This window comes from Micromonospora sp. NPDC050980, from assembly GCF_040653835.1.
Lineage (GTDB): Bacteria > Actinomycetota > Actinomycetes > Mycobacteriales > Micromonosporaceae > Micromonospora.
Genome location: NZ_JBFAGS010000007.1, coordinates 238,770 through 254,274 on the forward strand (window position 1 = coordinate 238,770; position 15,505 = coordinate 254,274).

15 protein-coding genes and 1 tRNA gene are annotated in these 15,505 nt (G+C 70.6%); 12 read left to right on the top strand and 4 right to left on the bottom strand.

Translation table 11 applies throughout. The annotated features are described in order from the left end of the window. Nucleotides 1–41 precede the first annotated feature (41 nt). From AB0H28_RS14320 to AB0H28_RS14375, 12 genes are all read left to right on the top strand, one after another. Entirely contained in the window at nucleotides 42–698 is a 657-nt protein-coding gene (locus AB0H28_RS14320; RefSeq protein ID WP_358038851.1) for a GNAT family N-acetyltransferase, read from the top strand. Nucleotides 699–788: 90 nt separating this feature from the next. After that, entirely contained in the window at nucleotides 789–3,161 is a 2,373-nt protein-coding gene (locus AB0H28_RS14325) for an ATP-binding protein (RefSeq protein WP_358038855.1), read from the top strand. Beyond that, entirely contained in the window at nucleotides 3,158–3,568 is a 411-nt protein-coding gene (locus tag AB0H28_RS14330; RefSeq protein ID WP_358038858.1) for a roadblock/LC7 domain-containing protein, read from the top strand. The genes AB0H28_RS14325 and AB0H28_RS14330 overlap by 4 nt, the downstream gene beginning before the upstream one ends. Continuing rightward, on the top strand, nucleotides 3,565–4,185 hold the full coding sequence (locus AB0H28_RS14335; protein WP_358038861.1) for an ATP/GTP-binding protein: 621 nt from the start codon (nucleotides 3,565–3,567) through the stop codon (nucleotides 4,183–4,185). The genes AB0H28_RS14330 and AB0H28_RS14335 overlap by 4 nt, the downstream gene beginning before the upstream one ends. Before the next feature lie 37 nt (nucleotides 4,186–4,222). After that, the gene (locus AB0H28_RS14340) at nucleotides 4,223–4,360 is read left to right on the top strand and encodes a hypothetical protein (RefSeq protein ID WP_358038864.1); all 138 of its coding nucleotides are present in this window, start codon (nucleotides 4,223–4,225) and stop codon (nucleotides 4,358–4,360) included. Continuing rightward, entirely contained in the window at nucleotides 4,357–6,144 is a 1,788-nt protein-coding gene (locus tag AB0H28_RS14345; protein ID WP_358038867.1) for an ATP-binding cassette domain-containing protein, read from the top strand. Before AB0H28_RS14340 ends, AB0H28_RS14345 begins: the two co-directional genes overlap by 4 nt. 1 nt (nucleotide 6,145) lies before the next feature. After that, nucleotides 6,146–6,937 carry a methyltransferase domain-containing protein gene (locus AB0H28_RS14350; RefSeq protein ID WP_358038870.1) on the top strand — a complete coding sequence of 264 codons (792 nt, stop codon included), beginning with the start codon at nucleotides 6,146–6,148 and terminating at the stop codon, nucleotides 6,935–6,937. A 228-nt stretch (nucleotides 6,938–7,165) separates the two neighbouring features. Next, on the top strand, nucleotides 7,166–7,954 hold the full coding sequence (locus AB0H28_RS14355) for a hypothetical protein (protein WP_358038873.1): 789 nt from the start codon (nucleotides 7,166–7,168) through the stop codon (nucleotides 7,952–7,954). A 47-nt stretch (nucleotides 7,955–8,001) separates the two neighbouring features. Then, nucleotides 8,002–8,991 (top strand): tetratricopeptide repeat protein, encoded by a 990-nt coding sequence (locus tag AB0H28_RS14360; RefSeq protein ID WP_358038876.1) that lies wholly within the window; start codon nucleotides 8,002–8,004, stop codon nucleotides 8,989–8,991. An 809-nt stretch (nucleotides 8,992–9,800) separates the two neighbouring features. Beyond that, the gene (locus AB0H28_RS14365) at nucleotides 9,801–10,541 is read left to right on the top strand and encodes an NYN domain-containing protein (RefSeq protein WP_358038879.1); all 741 of its coding nucleotides are present in this window, start codon (nucleotides 9,801–9,803) and stop codon (nucleotides 10,539–10,541) included. 165 nt (nucleotides 10,542–10,706) lie between these two features. Continuing rightward, nucleotides 10,707–11,318, top strand: a complete 612-nt coding sequence (locus tag AB0H28_RS14370; protein WP_358038881.1) for a hypothetical protein — start codon at nucleotides 10,707–10,709, stop codon at nucleotides 11,316–11,318. Between the two features lie 239 nt (nucleotides 11,319–11,557). Then, nucleotides 11,558–11,630: transfer RNA gene (locus tag AB0H28_RS14375), tRNA-Lys, on the top strand. 503 nt (nucleotides 11,631–12,133) lie between these two features. Here the strand turns inward: AB0H28_RS14375 and AB0H28_RS14380 are convergent. The 4 genes from AB0H28_RS14380 to AB0H28_RS14395 all read right to left on the bottom strand — a co-directional run bounded on the left by AB0H28_RS14380 (nucleotide 12,134) and on the right by AB0H28_RS14395 (nucleotide 15,448). Beyond that, the gene (locus AB0H28_RS14380) at nucleotides 12,134–13,618 is read right to left on the bottom strand and encodes a site-specific integrase (protein ID WP_358038884.1); all 1,485 of its coding nucleotides are present in this window, start codon (nucleotides 13,616–13,618) and stop codon (nucleotides 12,134–12,136) included. 85 nt (nucleotides 13,619–13,703) lie between these two features. Next, entirely contained in the window at nucleotides 13,704–14,009 is a 306-nt protein-coding gene (locus tag AB0H28_RS14385) for a helix-turn-helix domain-containing protein (protein ID WP_358038887.1), read from the bottom strand. A 298-nt stretch (nucleotides 14,010–14,307) separates the two neighbouring features. Beyond that, the gene (locus AB0H28_RS14390; protein WP_358038890.1) at nucleotides 14,308–14,913 is read right to left on the bottom strand and encodes a hypothetical protein; all 606 of its coding nucleotides are present in this window, start codon (nucleotides 14,911–14,913) and stop codon (nucleotides 14,308–14,310) included. Then, on the bottom strand, nucleotides 14,873–15,448 hold the full coding sequence (locus AB0H28_RS14395; RefSeq protein WP_358038893.1) for a VUT family protein: 576 nt from the start codon (nucleotides 15,446–15,448) through the stop codon (nucleotides 14,873–14,875). Before AB0H28_RS14395 ends, AB0H28_RS14390 begins: the two co-directional genes overlap by 41 nt. Nucleotides 15,449–15,505: the final 57 nt, after the last annotated feature.

Here is a 15,505-nt window from a genome sequence, read left to right on the forward strand (position 1 = left end):
GCCGTGCTCGCTGGCGCCGTCCTATTGTTGTTGGAGGTCTGATGAACGACGCCCCGCGTATCCGCTCTGCCCGTTGGCCGGAGCAGGAGCAGATCGCCGCTGTCGTCGCCGAGGCCCTGCACACCAGCCCGCTCGCGGCCTGGCTGGTGCCCGAGCCAACGATCCGCGTCAAGGTCCTGACCGGCGTCGCGAAGATCTGGTTGGAACACGCGATCTTCTTCGGCGACATCCAGGTCACCGACGACCTGAGCGCCGCCGCCGTCGGCTTCAACCGCTACCGCGACCTCCCGCCACCGCCGAACTACGACGACCGTCTCACCGTCGCCGCGGGAGCGCACGCCCAGCAATTCACGCTGCTCGACACGCTGCTCACCCAGGCCCGCACCACCGAGGCGCACTACCACCTGGCGGTCCTCGCCGTCACACCGGCCGGAAAGCGCCGCGGCCTTGACACGTCCATGCTCGCCCACCACGAAGCACGCCTCGACCGCACCGACCTGCCGTCCTGGACCGAGACCCTCACCGGCACCCCCGCGATGTACCAGCGGCACGGCTACCAGCCCCGGCCGCAGGTCGCCCTGCCCGACGGACCGGTCATCGCCACCCTTCGCCGTAACCCGCGGCCGCGGCGCGACGCCTGGCCGGTCAACGCCGCCGCCCTGGCCACGCAGAGCACCCCCGCGAGGAACGCCCGATGACTACCGGCGCAGGGCGCGGCGAAGCGCTACCGGTGGCCATGCTCGGATGCGGCGCGGCGTCTGCGCGATCGACGCGAGGATGGAGCTGAGGTGCCCGTTGCCAGGAGGCTCGCTCTCCTGCTGGTCATCCCGCTGGTGGCGACGCTGGTCTTCGGGATGTGGGCAGTGGTGTCCACCGGCCGGCAGGTCACCGCCGCGGAGCGGCTACGGTCGCTGGTCGCGGCCTCAACGGCCGCAGGTGACGCGCTCGCCGAACTCGACCGCGAACGCTTCCTCGCCACGCAGTCCCTGACGGCCGACTCCCGCGTCGACCCGCTGCTGGAGCAGTTCTCCCGCTCGGACGCGGCGATCGAGGGCTACCGGCAACGCCGCAGCCGGCTGACCGACGACCGCGACACCACCCGGTTGTTCGGGCACTTCGATGCGCAACTCGCGCTGCTGCCGGCGTTCCGCGAGCAGATCCGCGGCCGGTCGATGTCGCGCTCGGCGGTGCTGGCGCGCTACCGCGTCGCGGTCGCCCACGGCCTGACCGTACGCGAGAGCGTGGGCCAGGTAGGGGGCGCCGACAACGACCTCGCCGATCGGTTGCGCGTCGCGGCGGCGGTGTCGCGGGCATCGGAGGCCGCAGGCACACGCGAGGAATCGGTTCTGGCCGCTACCGCCGGTGTTATGACGCTGGCGGTGCAGCAGGACCTCGCGGTGACGCGGGCGGCTTACGACGAGGCGTTGCTGACCGCAGGGCAGCGTTCCCCCCAGCAGTGGCGGGTGTGGCTGGATCAGGCGTTGACCGGCCCGCAGATCCTCACGGCGCAGCGTCTCGACGACGAGGTGGCCCGCGCGTCTGTCGGATCACGCTCGCGCGTTGACGAGGGCGCCTGGACGCGCGCCGCCACTGACCGACGCGAGCGGCTGCACGCGCTTCGGTCCCGCATTGACGCGGAGATCGCCGCTGACGTGCAACGTCGGCGGGAGGGGCAGTGGACGAGCACCCTGGTGCTCGGCGCGGTCGCTGTCGCGCTGGTGGCCCTGGCCGCGGTGACGACGGTACGTCAGGGCAGGACACTGACGCGGCGGCTGCGGCGGGTCCGCGACGCCGTGTCCGGCATGGCCGAACACGATCTGCCAGAGATCGTGCGGCGGGCCTCGACCGCGGACCCGACGGACCCGGCAGCGGTAATGTCGCCCGCGCCGGCCGCGCTGCTGGCCGGCGCACGCCGCGACGAGATCGACGACGTCATGGCAGCGTTCGACAGCCTCGCCCTGGTCACCCACCACGTCGCGACGGACCTGGCCCGGCAGCGACGGGTGACCTCGGCCGCGGTGGAGGCCGTGGGACGCCGCTGCCAGAGCATGACCCGACGACTGCTCGACGCCCTCGACACAGCCGAGCGCGACGAGGCCGACGCGGCGACCCTGAGCACCCTGTTCGCGCTGGATCACCTCGCCGCGCAGCTGCTACACCACACGCAAAGCCTGCTGGTGCTCTCGGGCCGCTCCGTCGGCACCGTGCGCTCGGAACCGGCGTCACTGGTCACGGTCGCCCAAGCGGCGCAGGGCCTCATCCAGGAGTACCTGCGCGTCGACCTCGGCGTCATCAACGACCGGATCCAGGTGCCACCAGCCATGGTCGACGACCTGGTGCACCTGGTGGCGTCGCTGCTGGACAACGCCACCCGCTACAACCCGGGCAACGCGCTGATCACCGGACACCTGCTCGGCGACCGGGTGATCCTGCAGATCGTCGACGCTGGCACCGGCATCACCCCGCAGCTGATGGCGCGGCTGAACGCCGAGCTCGCCGCACCCGCGCCGCAGATCGACGTCGAGCACATACGCCGCCAAGGACTGGCCACCGTCGCGGTCCTCGCCGCCGCACACGGCCTATCGGTACGGCTCCTGCCAGGACAGCCGCGCGGCACCGTCGCCGAAGTGGAGATCCCCGCCGAGCGGCTGCTGATCGCGCCCGCGCCACCGGCCGAACTACCCGCGCCTGCGATCGCCGGGCGCCGGGCACCAGGCGGCACCCCCGCCTCCACCCTCACCCTGCCCATCCCCGCACCGCCCCGGCAACCGGCGGCGATCCCCGCACCCCGCCCGCCGGAGACCCCCCTGGTCGGCGACAGCCCCACCCAGCCGCTGCCGACGATCAGCCGCAAGCAGTGGGCGATGCAGCGAGAGGCCACCCCAGTGTTCAACGAGGCAGCCCGGCGGCAACCTCTTCCATCGCCGTGGTTCGACGACGGCGCCACCGTCCACCTGCACGCCGACCCCGGTCCGGCCACGACGGATGAGGCCGCGAGGACGATCAGCGGCCTGCCAGTGCGACAGCCCATGGCCGTATTCACACCACCACCGCCGCCCGCCCCCGAGCCGCCCCGGCGCCCCTCCACGCGGCAGGCCGACGTGGCAGCCGCCTACCAACGCGGCCTCGGCCGCCACACCCCCGCGGAAGGTCAACCATGAGCAACCACCTGAGCCACCTGCTGAGCACCAACCTCGCCCGGATCCCCGGAGTGAGCCGGGCCGTGGCGGTGTCCGCTGACGGCCTGCTGCTGGCCTGGACCGACACCCTCAACCGGGAGGCCGCCGAACGGCTCGCCGCGATCGCCGCGGGAATGACCAGTCTCGTCAACGGCGCGGCCCGCGACCTCGACGGCGGTGCGGTGGAAGGCAACATCACCACCCTGGAGAACGGCTTCCTTCTGCTGGTCACCGTCAGCAGCGGCGCGTCGCTGCTCACCCTGACCAAACCCAACGCCGACCTCGCGTTCGTCACCCAGGAGCTGCACCGCTTCGCCGACCAGGTCCGCGACCAGCTCACCCCGGCCTTCGCCGGCACCCTCACCGCCGCCGGACACGGCCCCCGATGAGCACGTCCACCACTGTGGCGGTGCGCGCGCCCGCCGACGCGCCGCGGCTGAAAATCGTGCTCACCGGCCCGTTCGGCATCGGGAAGACCACCTTGGTCGGCGCGGTGTCCGACATCGCGCCGTTGACCACGGAGGCGGTCATGACCGCCGCGAACACCGCCGACGACACGACCCACACGCCGGCGAAGACCACCACGACCGTGGCGATGGACTTCGGCCGACTGGAGATCAACGGCGTCACCGTCTACGTCTACGGCACACCCGGGCAGCACCGGTTCTGGTTCATGTGGGACGCCATCGCCCACGGTGCCGTCGGCGCGGTGGTCCTGGTCGACACCCGCCGCCTACAGGAATCCTTCCGTCACCTCGACTACGTCGAGAACGCCGGGATGCCGTTCGTCATCGCCGTCAACCAGTTCCCCGACGGGCAGATCCACCCCGCCGACGCGATCCGCGACGCCCTGGCCATCACCGCGGACGTGCCCGTCGTCACCATCGACGCCCGCGACCGCGACAGCGTCCGCGACCTGCTCATCGCCCTCGTCGAACACGTCCTCACGCGCACCAGGACCACGCCCGCGAAAGCCACCGCCGCGAGCAGCCCGCCGACATCCTGACCATCACCCCCCGAACCCCTTCGGCAAGGAGCACCTGATGACGCCCCCACCGATGCGACGCCGCATCGCCGCGCTCGCGTCGACGGCTGTCCTACTCACCAGCGCCGGCTGCACCAGCACGCCCGGCGAGGCGAGCAGCAGCAGCATGATCCGACCCGCGAGGAGCACCCCGTGAAGATCATCCACCGCATAGACCAGGAGCCGGTACCCTCGCGACGCAGTGGTATTGACATCGAGCGCGCTTCCAGCTCTGGCCTGACCGCGAGGGGCCTGCGGCACGAGTACCAGCGGTCGACCGTGCTGGACCTGGATATCTTCAGCGTGGCCCCCGGCGACCGACACGCGGTTATCGGCCCCACCGGCGGCGGGAAGTCCACCCTGCTGAACCTCCTCGCCGGCACCACCCGCGCCCGCAGCGGCACCATCACCTACAACGGGCAACCCATCACCCACCGCGGGAGCACATGGCGAGCCCGCAACGGCATCAGCCGGACCGCTCAACAACCCCAGGTCTACCCCGGGCTGTCGGTGCTCGACTGCGTGCGCATGGGCGGCTGGCGCCACCGCCACCAGCCCGAGCAAACACCCCTGGAACTGCTGAACCTAACCGGGCTCCTCGACTACGCCGACCACCCCGCCGCGGGCCTGCCACACGGGCACCGCCGCATGCTCGACCTGGTCGTCGCCCTGGCCGGACAACCCCGCGTGCTGCTACTCGACGAGCCCGCCGCGGGCCTGAACGACACCGACACCGCCCGTCTCGTGGACGTCCTCGGTGCGCTGCCGCGGCGGATGGCTGTGGTGCTCGTCGAGCAGCATGCGGGCGTCGTCGCGGCCCAGGCGGACTGGATCACCGTGCTGCACCAGGGGCGCCGCCACACCGACGGACCCGCTGACACCGTGCGCGCCGACCCGACCGTCGTCGCTCTCTACCTCGGCGCGGGCGAGGAGGCGTCCACCGCACCGACGACAGCCCCGCGCCGCCACGGCGTCGCCGCCGCGGGCGGCACCGTGATGGCCCTGGCGCTGGCCTTCCCCGGCGTCCTCGTCCCGGCGAAGCCGGACGTGTCAGCCCTGATTGGCGTCGAGGCCGGCTGCGCGGTGCCGGAACCGGCACGAGCGGCTGAGTTGGCCGCTACCGCGGCCATGCCACCGGCGACGATCCTCGCGTACCCGCGGACGGCACCCGGCGTGCTGCAGGATCTGGCCCAGCGGATCGCGCCGGACACCTGCGACACGATCAGCGGTCGGTTCGACGTGGTGCGGCTGCGTAGCTGGCATCTCGACGAGGGTGAGCCGGCAACGCGCGACGTGGTGCGCTGGTACCGGGACGACGATTCCGGCGCAGCCCTGACGAGCGACTTCCCGGACCCGTGGCTTGGCATCACGCACGACTTCTGGCTGCCGGGAGATCTCACCATCCCTAGCGTGTCGGGGGCGTTCACCAGCAGCGATTTCTTTCACTACAGCGTGGACGTGCTTGCCGGCGACGGCGGCGGTGACCGGATCATCCGTGGTCTCGCCGTGCTGGCCGCGTGGCGCAGCCCGGGACCAGCCGGGCGCCGACTCGCGGTGATGGAACTAGCGCACACCCCAGGGCTGACCGCCTACCCCGCCCTGGTGGACCGCGCCGGCCGCGCCGGTATCGGTGTAGCTGCCATCGGCGCTCACGGCACCGAGCGGCACCTGCTGATCCTGCACCCGTCCACCGGGCAGGTGCTGGCCTACGAACGGGCCACGCACACGCCGTCAGGTTGGCAGCCGTCGGTCTACCGGCTGCTGTTGACCCGCACCCATGCCGAGCGCCGCTACTGGGAGAAACCGTCCACCACCGCCGATGACAGCACGCAGGTGCGGCAGGCGGGCCTGATGACGCCCCGCCGGCAAAGCAGGTACATCCTGCGCCCCGAACAGCTTTGCATCCCCGCACCCATTACCGCGACTGAGGAAGGACCGTGAGATGACCGCCACCGGGAAACAGCCCTACCAGCTGCGCAACACCTCCATTTACCTGCAGCCGCTGCAGGAGATACTCGACCCGGTCACCATCGCCGACCTCGAGCGCGTCGGCGTCACCATCGGGCACCGCGCCCTCGACGTCGGAGCTGGCGCCGGATCCGTCGCCGAGCTCCTGCGCGCCCTCGTCGGCCCCACCGGCGAGGTCGCCGCCGTCGACCTCGACACCACCTTCCTCAGCCAGAGCGACGCGCTGGACGTCTACCAGCGTGACCTGCGCGCCGAACGCCTACCCGTCGAGGCGGGCAGCCTCGACGTCATCACCGCCCGCTGCATCCTGGCGCACCTGCCTACCCGCGCGCGGCTACTCGACCAGATGGTGACCGCGCTGCACCCCGGCGGGCGGCTCGTACTCGGCGAGATCGTCTACGCCCGCACCACCGTCCCTCACGCCCCCACCGCCGGCGACGCCGATCTGATCGTGCGGGTCGTACACACCATCCTCGACGTCCTCGCCGAACGTGGCGTCGACCTGCACTGGGGCGAAAAGGTTCCCAGGCTGCTGCTCGACGCCGGCCTCGATGAGGTCCGCACCCGCTGGGTCGCGCAAACCTGGACAGGCGGCAGCCCCGGCTGCCGCCTATACGCCGACAACGCCCGGCAACTACGCGAGCAGCTCCGCGCCGCCGACCTCACCGCGGGCGACCTCGACCGATTCAACGACCTGATGAGCGACCCGACGGTCGTGGTGCGCGGCTACGAGTTCGCCGCCACGACCGCCCGCAAACCCCACTGACCCGCGGGCGTGGCACCACTGCCACGCCCGCATCCCCCGCCCCGGACGGCTCGGTCTCGGCAGCCAGCCAACCCGGGGCGCGACGGCCGCCGACACCTTCCCGGCGGCCGAGCCGGCCGACCGCCCGCACCAGGGAGCGGCGGAACGCCGGCGTGGCCGGCGGCGGCGCATCCCCCATTCGCCGCCGCCGGCCACCGATACCTGCCGCCCCCACGAGGAAAGGACGCCATGGGCTCCCCGCACCACCTCGCTGACGCCGCCGTCACCGCAGCCCACCCCGCTGCCGGCGATGGCAACAGCAGCAAGGCGGCAACAGCGCCCGCACGGCAGGCCCCGATCATCGCGCAGGCCGACGACCTCGCCGCCGTCGGCGAGCTCAGGGCGGTCGCCGCGCTGCTGCGGCCCACGCTGGCGCACGTAACCGCAGGTCTGGCCAACGCCGACACCGCCGCCGTGCTCTACGCCTACGCCCTCGCCGGCACCGGCCACCCCGCCGCCGCGTCGGCGTGGGCGAGGTGGGCGCACACCCACCACCACCACGGCCCCGGCCACCCGACGACGCTCCACGCCCTCGGCGTCCTCGCCGCGGCGCTGCTCGCCGACAATCATCCCCGACGATCAGCGGCCTGCTACCGCGACCTGATCGCCGCCCTCCCGTCCCTTCACAGCCCGACCAGCGATCACATCCTCGCCGCCCGCGCCGACCGCGCCAGCGCCCTGCACCGCGCCGGGTCCTGCGCCGCCGCCCACAACGAACTCACCGGTGCCTGGCACACCCGCCGCGCCCACGCCGGCGACAGCAACGAACTCACGCTGCCGATGCTCATCCGCCTCGCCGGGATGTACCGCGACTGCGCCGACACCAACCTCGCCACCTACCACTACTGGCACGGCACCCACCCGGCCCGCGGACAACCCGAACCGTTACGCCACCAGGTGCAACACGCCGCAAGCCACCCGCCCCGCCCCGAACACCGCGCCCTGTGCACCTACCAACCCCCACGACGCACCACGTGAGCCCCGAGCCGCCGAGCTGACTACCGCTACGCCCAAGGACTGCCGACATGCCGACTAGCCACAAGCATCCGCACAACCTGACAACGATCCCCGCGCAGCCAACCAGCCAGCACCATGCGGCCAGCAGCCACCGTGTCTCGACCGCCGCGCTACTCGACCAGCGCACCGAGGGTGACGACGACGTTCCGCTGTCGCTTCCGCCGGGACTGCTGTGGTGCCGACTGTGCCACCACCGCATGGCCGCGTTCCTCACCGCCACCGCAGCCGTGGAATATGACTGCCCACCCGGATGCTCACGCCCGCCACTACCCGCAGCACGGATCGTCGACACGATCGGCCGCGCCGTGCTTCAGCACACCCCGCGCATCCTGCCCGCCGCCACCGCTCCCTACAGCCGCGAGGCCGCAGCCACCTACGCGGGCCGGGTCATCAGCCGCCTCACCGTCGGGCGGCACCCCGCCGACCTGCACATCACCTGGCGGACCGCCGTCACGGACATTCCGCGCCCGGCCGAGCACCTTGCCCGGGCGCGCACGCTGGCCGCCGCCAACCCGGCGCACGCCCGTGAGCTGCTCGCCGCCGTGCTCGCCGCCGTCGACCCCGCCACCGCCCGCGCCGATCCCGAGCGCGCCGCCGCCGCGCACCTACAGGCCGACGTGCTCATCCGCCTCGGACACCCCACACCCGCGATCCGCTGGGCCACCTACGCCCACCACGCCCACACCCACCTGCACGGCCCCGCCGCCGCATCGACGCTGGCCGCTCTCCACACCCTCGCCGCCGCACACCGCTGCGCGGGCAACCCGCAGCAGGCCTACCACCTCTACCGCCACCTCGCCGAACAACTCGCCACCACCACCGGCCCCGACGCCCACCCGACCCTCGCCGCGCAAGCCAGCCTCGCCGTCGTCCTGCACCAGCTCGGCCACCACGCCCGCGCCCGCGACCTGCTCGCCGACACCATCGCCGTACACCGAGTCGCCCACCCCGGGCACCCCGCAACCGCCCGAATGATCAGCCACCTCGCCACGATGTGACAGCACGGCGCCGCAGAGCCCGACCACACCAGCGACAACCGGTAGACGCTGAGCCCACCCGTCACGCAGACGGCATCACCGACCTGGAACAAGTCCTTCCGACCGCACCCAACGTCAGGAGCACAGCACCATGACCGAACCCCACGCCCCCGCCGTCCCCGACAACCACGCCGGCGCGACCCCCGGGGGCATCAGTGGCAGGAAGCCGCGCGCACGACGCTCACCCGGACGTTGACCGATCAGATCGGCCGGGTGGGTGTCCGCAGCGGATCCTCGACCTCACCGGTGCCGCTGACCGGCGCCACGTGAGCGATCTGTTCGGCCCCAGCGGAGGCCTGGTCACCGTGCACGCCCCGCACCGGCGCCACGCACTACCCGGCCGAGCCGGGCGGCTTCGACATCGTGCCGCACAGGCACGGTTTGCCAGCGACCGCCTGCCTAGTGGCCGTTCTGAACCAGCGGCCGATGAGCCGTGGGCGCACGCGAACGGGTAAGCGGCGGGTGGTTTCGATTGGTTGAAGCACCGAACAGGATCACGCGCGAACCGCCTCCACCCCACCGCAGTCCGGCACCCGCCGCCTGCCGCCGATTCGCAGGCGCCCCCAGTACGAAAGCACACTGAACAGTGGCGACATGTGGTAGCTGCCGGGCTGGCTCGGTATGACTGACAAGAGCGGCGGCGGGCTCAGGCAATCGGATGAGGCCCCAGAGAGGAAGGCGTGAACATGGATAAGGAGAACAGCACTCGCGCAACGCTGAGCCGGTGGATGCGCTCGCAGCCGTTTCCTCGGTATTCACCCGAGACGCGCGTGGCGGTGTTCATCGACTTCGAGAACCTCGTGTGCGGCGCCGGCAAGGGTCTTCCCGGGCAGAGCGAGCCGATCCCGGCCAAGGCGCTAACGCACCTGTGCCGCGGCTTCTACGGCAACGCCTCGATCCGCAAGGCCTACGCCGACTGGGCGAACTCCGGGTTCGGCCGGTATCAGCCGGCCCTGGCCAACAACGGCGTCGACCTGGTCCAGATCGCCCACCACGGCATCGCGGGCAAGAACGCCGCCGACATCCGGATGGCCGTCGACGCGATGGAAGTCCTCATCACCCACCCCGACGTCGACGTGTTCGTCCTGGTGACCGGTGACAGCGACTACTCCCCGCTGGTGCACCGGCTCCGCGAGTTCGGCAAGCACGTCGTCGGTGTCGGCACCCAGGCCACCGCCAGCCAGCGCCTGGTGTCGGTCTGCTCGGAGTACAAGTTCTGGGGCACCATCGTCGCCGAGGTCGAGCCGGCCGCCCGGCCCGCGGTCACCGCCGCCTTCGACATCACCGACGCCGAGGCCCTGCTCGTGCGCGCGTTCGAGCAGATCGGTACTGACACCCCAACCGCCGGCACCGTCAAGAACAAGATGCTGGTGCTAGACCCATCATTCGACCAGGGCAACTACGGGTGCCGCACCTTCCGCGACTTCCTCAACCGGCTCTCGCACCGGGTCGCCACCGCAGGACGCTCCGGCGCCGACATCACCATCCGCCTGATCCAAACCGAGAAATAACACCGATGGACTCTCGACAAAACAGGGCCACCCAGCGGTTCCCGCCTAGACGCCAGCGTGTCTGTTCTGGATCGTCGATGGCCGCGTGGACGGGCTCCTGGCTCCCCACACGACAACCGACTAGCCTGCGGGTGAGGCACCACCTGAGGAGGACGCGTGCGTCGAATGACCAAATTCCAGCAGACGGTCGACCGGCTGCGCGACGAGGGTCAACGTCACGGCCTCGACATCTCTGCGAGCACCGCGCAGAACGTCCTCGCCGAACTTGTCACCACCAACGCCGCGACCCTCGGAATCCGTGAAGAAACCTTCGTACGGTCACACCTTTCGGCCATCGACATCGCCGACCTCGTAACCCACATCAAGCACGCGAACGACGCGCAGGAACGCGAGGTCACCAACGCTTCCCCCGCGGTGCTCAGCATTGCGGCCACCGGCCGACTCATCGCGTCGCTCGCCCAAGCCGTGCGGTGTGTCAGCCTCAACCACGACCGACTCACGCACGGGCACCACGACAAATGGGAAGCCGTCGGAGTCCTCGACGACGCCAGCAACTGCCTGACGCTGCTCGGTGAAGCCGTGAGCAACAGCCACACCACAGCGCAGGGCGACGCCGTGCTCTGCAGCGGCGAGAGCGTCGTCTACGCCCGGCGCGCCCTCAGCCAGACGGTCACTAACCTCCGCCGAGGCGCCTGGACCTTCGCCCACGGACCGCAACTCGACGCCGACGTCGCTGCCCGCATGACCGCAGACCTAAAGATCCTCCCGCAGGAGTGATCACCCCAGCCGACGGACGGCTAGGCCGTCCCCCCACGTTACGCAAGCAGCGTGGCTCGACGCCTAAAGTCATCAACCAGGCGCGTGAAACATCCGCGGGCCGAGCAAACCGGGAGAAGCCCGCCCACGCGAGGGCACCCTCTGAGCCACGGCGAGCCATGCCTTCACGAGGGCGGGAGCACGTCCAGGGATAGTCGCGCGGCTACCCGACGGAACCTCGGGTAGCCTTATGGCGCGGCGGGCCGCTAGCTCAATCGGTAGAGCTGCTGACTTTTAATCAGTAGGTTCGGGGTTCGAGCCCCCGGCGGCCCACCCAAAAAACCTTGTCTGACCTGCGTGTATAGCCAGACGTCACGTCGATGGCCGTGGATTTCAGCCCGGCGTAGAGTCGCGGCGAATCAGCGCTAAAAGTCGCTGTCTGCCAGCCGTGTGAACGTCGATCCCACCGTGCGTGTCGCCGAACCTGACGAAAATACGGATGATCAAGTGCGGGCTGCTGGTGCTCGCCGCGCCGGCGCAGGATGCGTGGCCGGCTGGGCAGTGTCGGTCTGACCAGCCGAGACCCAGGGCGGCCCTGGGCTGATCCCGTGGGCTGCACCGGATGAGGCGGGTCATCGTGGGTTGGCGGTCGGCATGGCCAAGCTTCCCGCGAACGTGGCGACCCGGATGCGGCCGACCTACGGTGGTCGGCCGCATCCGGTGCTCGCCGTGGTCTGAACCCAGCTGGCGGCGTGGTTCGGTGGAGCGGTTGCCGCCGTGCGAGGTGCGGGGATCGTGTCACGGTTCGGGGTGTCCTGTTTCGGTGGTCGTGGCGGTCAGGCCGCCCGTGGGCGTGGACGTGGGCGGCGGGGAACAAGCGCGGCGGCGGCCTCGGCTTTGTCCCGTTCGACTTGTAGCTCCACGATGACCGAGGTGTAGGTGTCGCTGGTGATCGTGATGGTGGAGTGCCCGAGTAGTTCCTTGACGTCGGTGAGGTCGGCGCCGGAGGCTTTCAGGTAGGTCGCGGCGCAGTGCCGCAGGTCGTGCAGTCGGACCGGTGGCAGGCCGGCGTCGCGTACGAGGCTTTCGAAGCGTTTGCTGACGGCGTCCGGGTGCCACTTGTCGCCGTTGGGTTGGACGAAGAAGAATCCGGTGTCCGGCCATGTGCTGCCGCAGGCGAGCCGCCAGCGGGCGCGGCGGGCGAGGTAGGCGCGCCACGCGGCGTTGGTGAAGCTGTCCAGCGCGAACGCGCGGTTACCGGACTCGGACTTGACTTTCTTGTCGACCACTTCGTAGCCGACGGTGGTGCGCTGCAGGTCGACGGTTACCAACGCGTCGTCCAGGTCGACGGTGGTGTCGCGTAGGCCGAGTGCCTCGCCTCGGCGCATTCCGCGGTGCATGATGCCCACGAACACCGGGTAGAGGGCGATGTCGTGATCTTGGGCGTAGTCGAGGAAGACCCCAGCCTGGTCGGGTGTCCACACCATGACGGGGCCGGGTTTCTCCCCGGTCTCGCGCCACCGTGCTACGGCTTTGTCCGTCCAGACGCGGGGTTTGGGTTGCTTTGCCGAAGGCAGTTCGACGTGTTTGGCGGGGTTGAAGTCGATGAGCCGGTTGTTGGAGCGTGCCATCGCGTCGTTGAGTGCCTTGCGTAGGACGGCGCGGATGCGCTGCATGGTCGCAGGGCCCGTGGCCCGTATCCCGCGGACGGTGGCGCGGATCTGCGGGTCCTCGCTTTGCTTGGCCATGTCGATGGCGGTGTTGCGGTCGGTGATCGCGGTGAACATGGCGGAGATGTGTTCGACCCTCAGCTTCACCAGGGGGATGTCGCCGAGGTGCGGGATGAGGTGCACTCGGATCTGACAATCGTAGGCGCGTCTCGTGCTGGGCTCGATGTTGCGCCGCGATTCCAGCCACTGTTTCAGGTATTCGCCGACGGTCATGTCGACGCTGGTGGGAAGTCCGGCGTTGACTCGCTTGGCGATGGTGTCGCGGTCGGGCATCGGCGCTCGGGCTTTGACCTGCTGCAGGAGGTCGGCGATCTCGGTCGCGAGGGCGGCGTCGTCGCCGGCGAGCGCCAGCAACGCTATGGCCTGCCCCTGGTCTCGGGCGGCGTCGTCGCGGCCGTCGAAGGTGTGACGGCGTAGCGGGGCACGGCGGGTCCCGTCGGGCCTCTTCGGTAGTTCGAGTTGGTATCCCCACTTGCCGTGGTGGGAGTTCCAGGCGCCGCCGGCGCGGCGTAGCTGTGGGCATCGTGTGCCGAGTTTTGTGCCGTTGGGGTCGCGGCAGCTGCAGATTTTGTAGATGGATCCTTGCGCCATGGTGCGGTGGCTCCTCGGGGTTGTGGGGCAGCCGGTGGCTGCGGATTTTCGTACGGGGTGATCGACGCGTGCCTTCGGCGGCCGGTCAAGTCGCTGCCGTCGCGGGCGGGTCGGGCGGTTGCTCGTCGCCCGTGGGTAGGTGCAGGGCGTGCAGGATCGCCGCGACCGGTACGCGGTAGCGGCTGCCGAAGCGCAGCACCGCGACCGGAAACAGGTCGCGTTTGGCGAGGTCATAGGCGCTCGCGCGGGACAGGCCGAAGATTTCCGCAGCGGTGGCGATGTCGGTGATCAGCCCGAGTTCGTGGATCCGTTCGACGGTCCAGACAGCGCTGTCGGATTGTCCATCTTCCGGGCTGCGGCGGTCGGTGATGTTGTGGTTGGGCGTGGTCATGGGATGGGTCCTTTCAAGGACGTGGGGTGACGTTGACTGCCAACCGGGATCGGGTGGCTGCGGTGGCCAGGCGGATGTGCGGTAGGCCCGCGTGGGGTGGTGGGCCTATCCCTCGAGGCAGGTGTCACCGAGTTGGTGGGGCTGCTCGGGCAGGGACCGGGGTCGCGGCAGTTGGTGGTGGGGCAGAGCTGAGTTGTGTGCCGTCAGCCGAGTGGCAGCCGGTGGCGGGAGCGGGCCGCAGCCGCTGCGGCGAAGTGCCTCTTGCGCTGGACACCGGCCTGCGGTGCGGCAGGCTTGGTTATGGGTCGTTCACGGTCTGCAGCCAGCCCAGGAGTTTCGGCAGGTTCTGGTCGGGGCCGAAGGCGAGGTGGGTGCCGTCGGCGGAGTGGCAGCCGATAGCGGTGGCGTGGCGTAGGCGCCGCAAGCTGTTGACTCGGCCCATGTGCACCCACAAGCCACGACGGCGGGCCTGCCCGGCTAGATGCGCGGCATCAGGGCCGAGTTTCCAGGCGGTGCTACCGCCGATGAACAAGGCGTCGATGGCGTGCCAGGGCACCGCGAATGCCTCGAGTCCGTCCTGGGCGACGAGCGCGGCCGGGTAGCCGGCCGCGCGAATCTCGCCAAGCATCGGTTCGCTGCGGCGCAGCGTGGCGGTAGCGTCTGCGACGACATCGGGTGCGGTCGCGAACGCGCACCGGTTGGCGCGGTCGGCCCGTCGGGACAGCCACCGCAGGTACGCGGCGTCCCCGGGATAGCGGTCAGGGTTGAAGCATCCGTTGTCGGCGCACCAATCCACGCCTGCGGGGATGATGTTTCCCGAGGCGGGGGTGGCGATCATCGCGAGGTGGCCGGCGCGGATGGCCTCACGGACACGGGGGCCGGAGGCGGTGGCGTAGTAGCGCACGAGAGACGGCGACGGCGGCGAGGCTGATGGCGCAGGCGACGGTCTTGACCCAGACCTGTCCGGGCATCGCGGCCCATATCGGCAGTCCGGCGAGGGCGAGGAACAGCGCGGAGTCGACGGGAGCGCCGATGCAGTTCGAGGCGAGCGCGGCCCACATCCAGCCTCTGTGGGCGCGCAGCCGCTCGTAGACCAGCAGGTCCGTCATTTCCGAGATGAGGAACGCGCAGGCTGAGGCCAGCGCAAGTCGGGCGGAGGCGAGCCCCGCGCACAGAGCCGCTCCGGCGGCGATGCACAGCAGCGTGACGATGCGGCCGGCGATCTGGTGGACCGCGTCGCGCAGCAGCAGCGTCAGTCCGGCGCTGGCGGTACCGGCGGTCGCGGTGAGACCGAAACCCACGGGCACCAGACCGTAGCGGGCGGTCAGCAGGTTCGCGGTAACGATCGTGGCGACGAACGCGACGATCGCCGCTACCGCGGCGAGAGCACGCCGCGTCAGCGGGTGATGAGTGGAGATGGCAGAGATCAAGGGTGACAACGGATGTTCCTTCGATGGTGGAGGTGGGGTGCGTGTGGCAGCAGCGGGTGGGCGCCT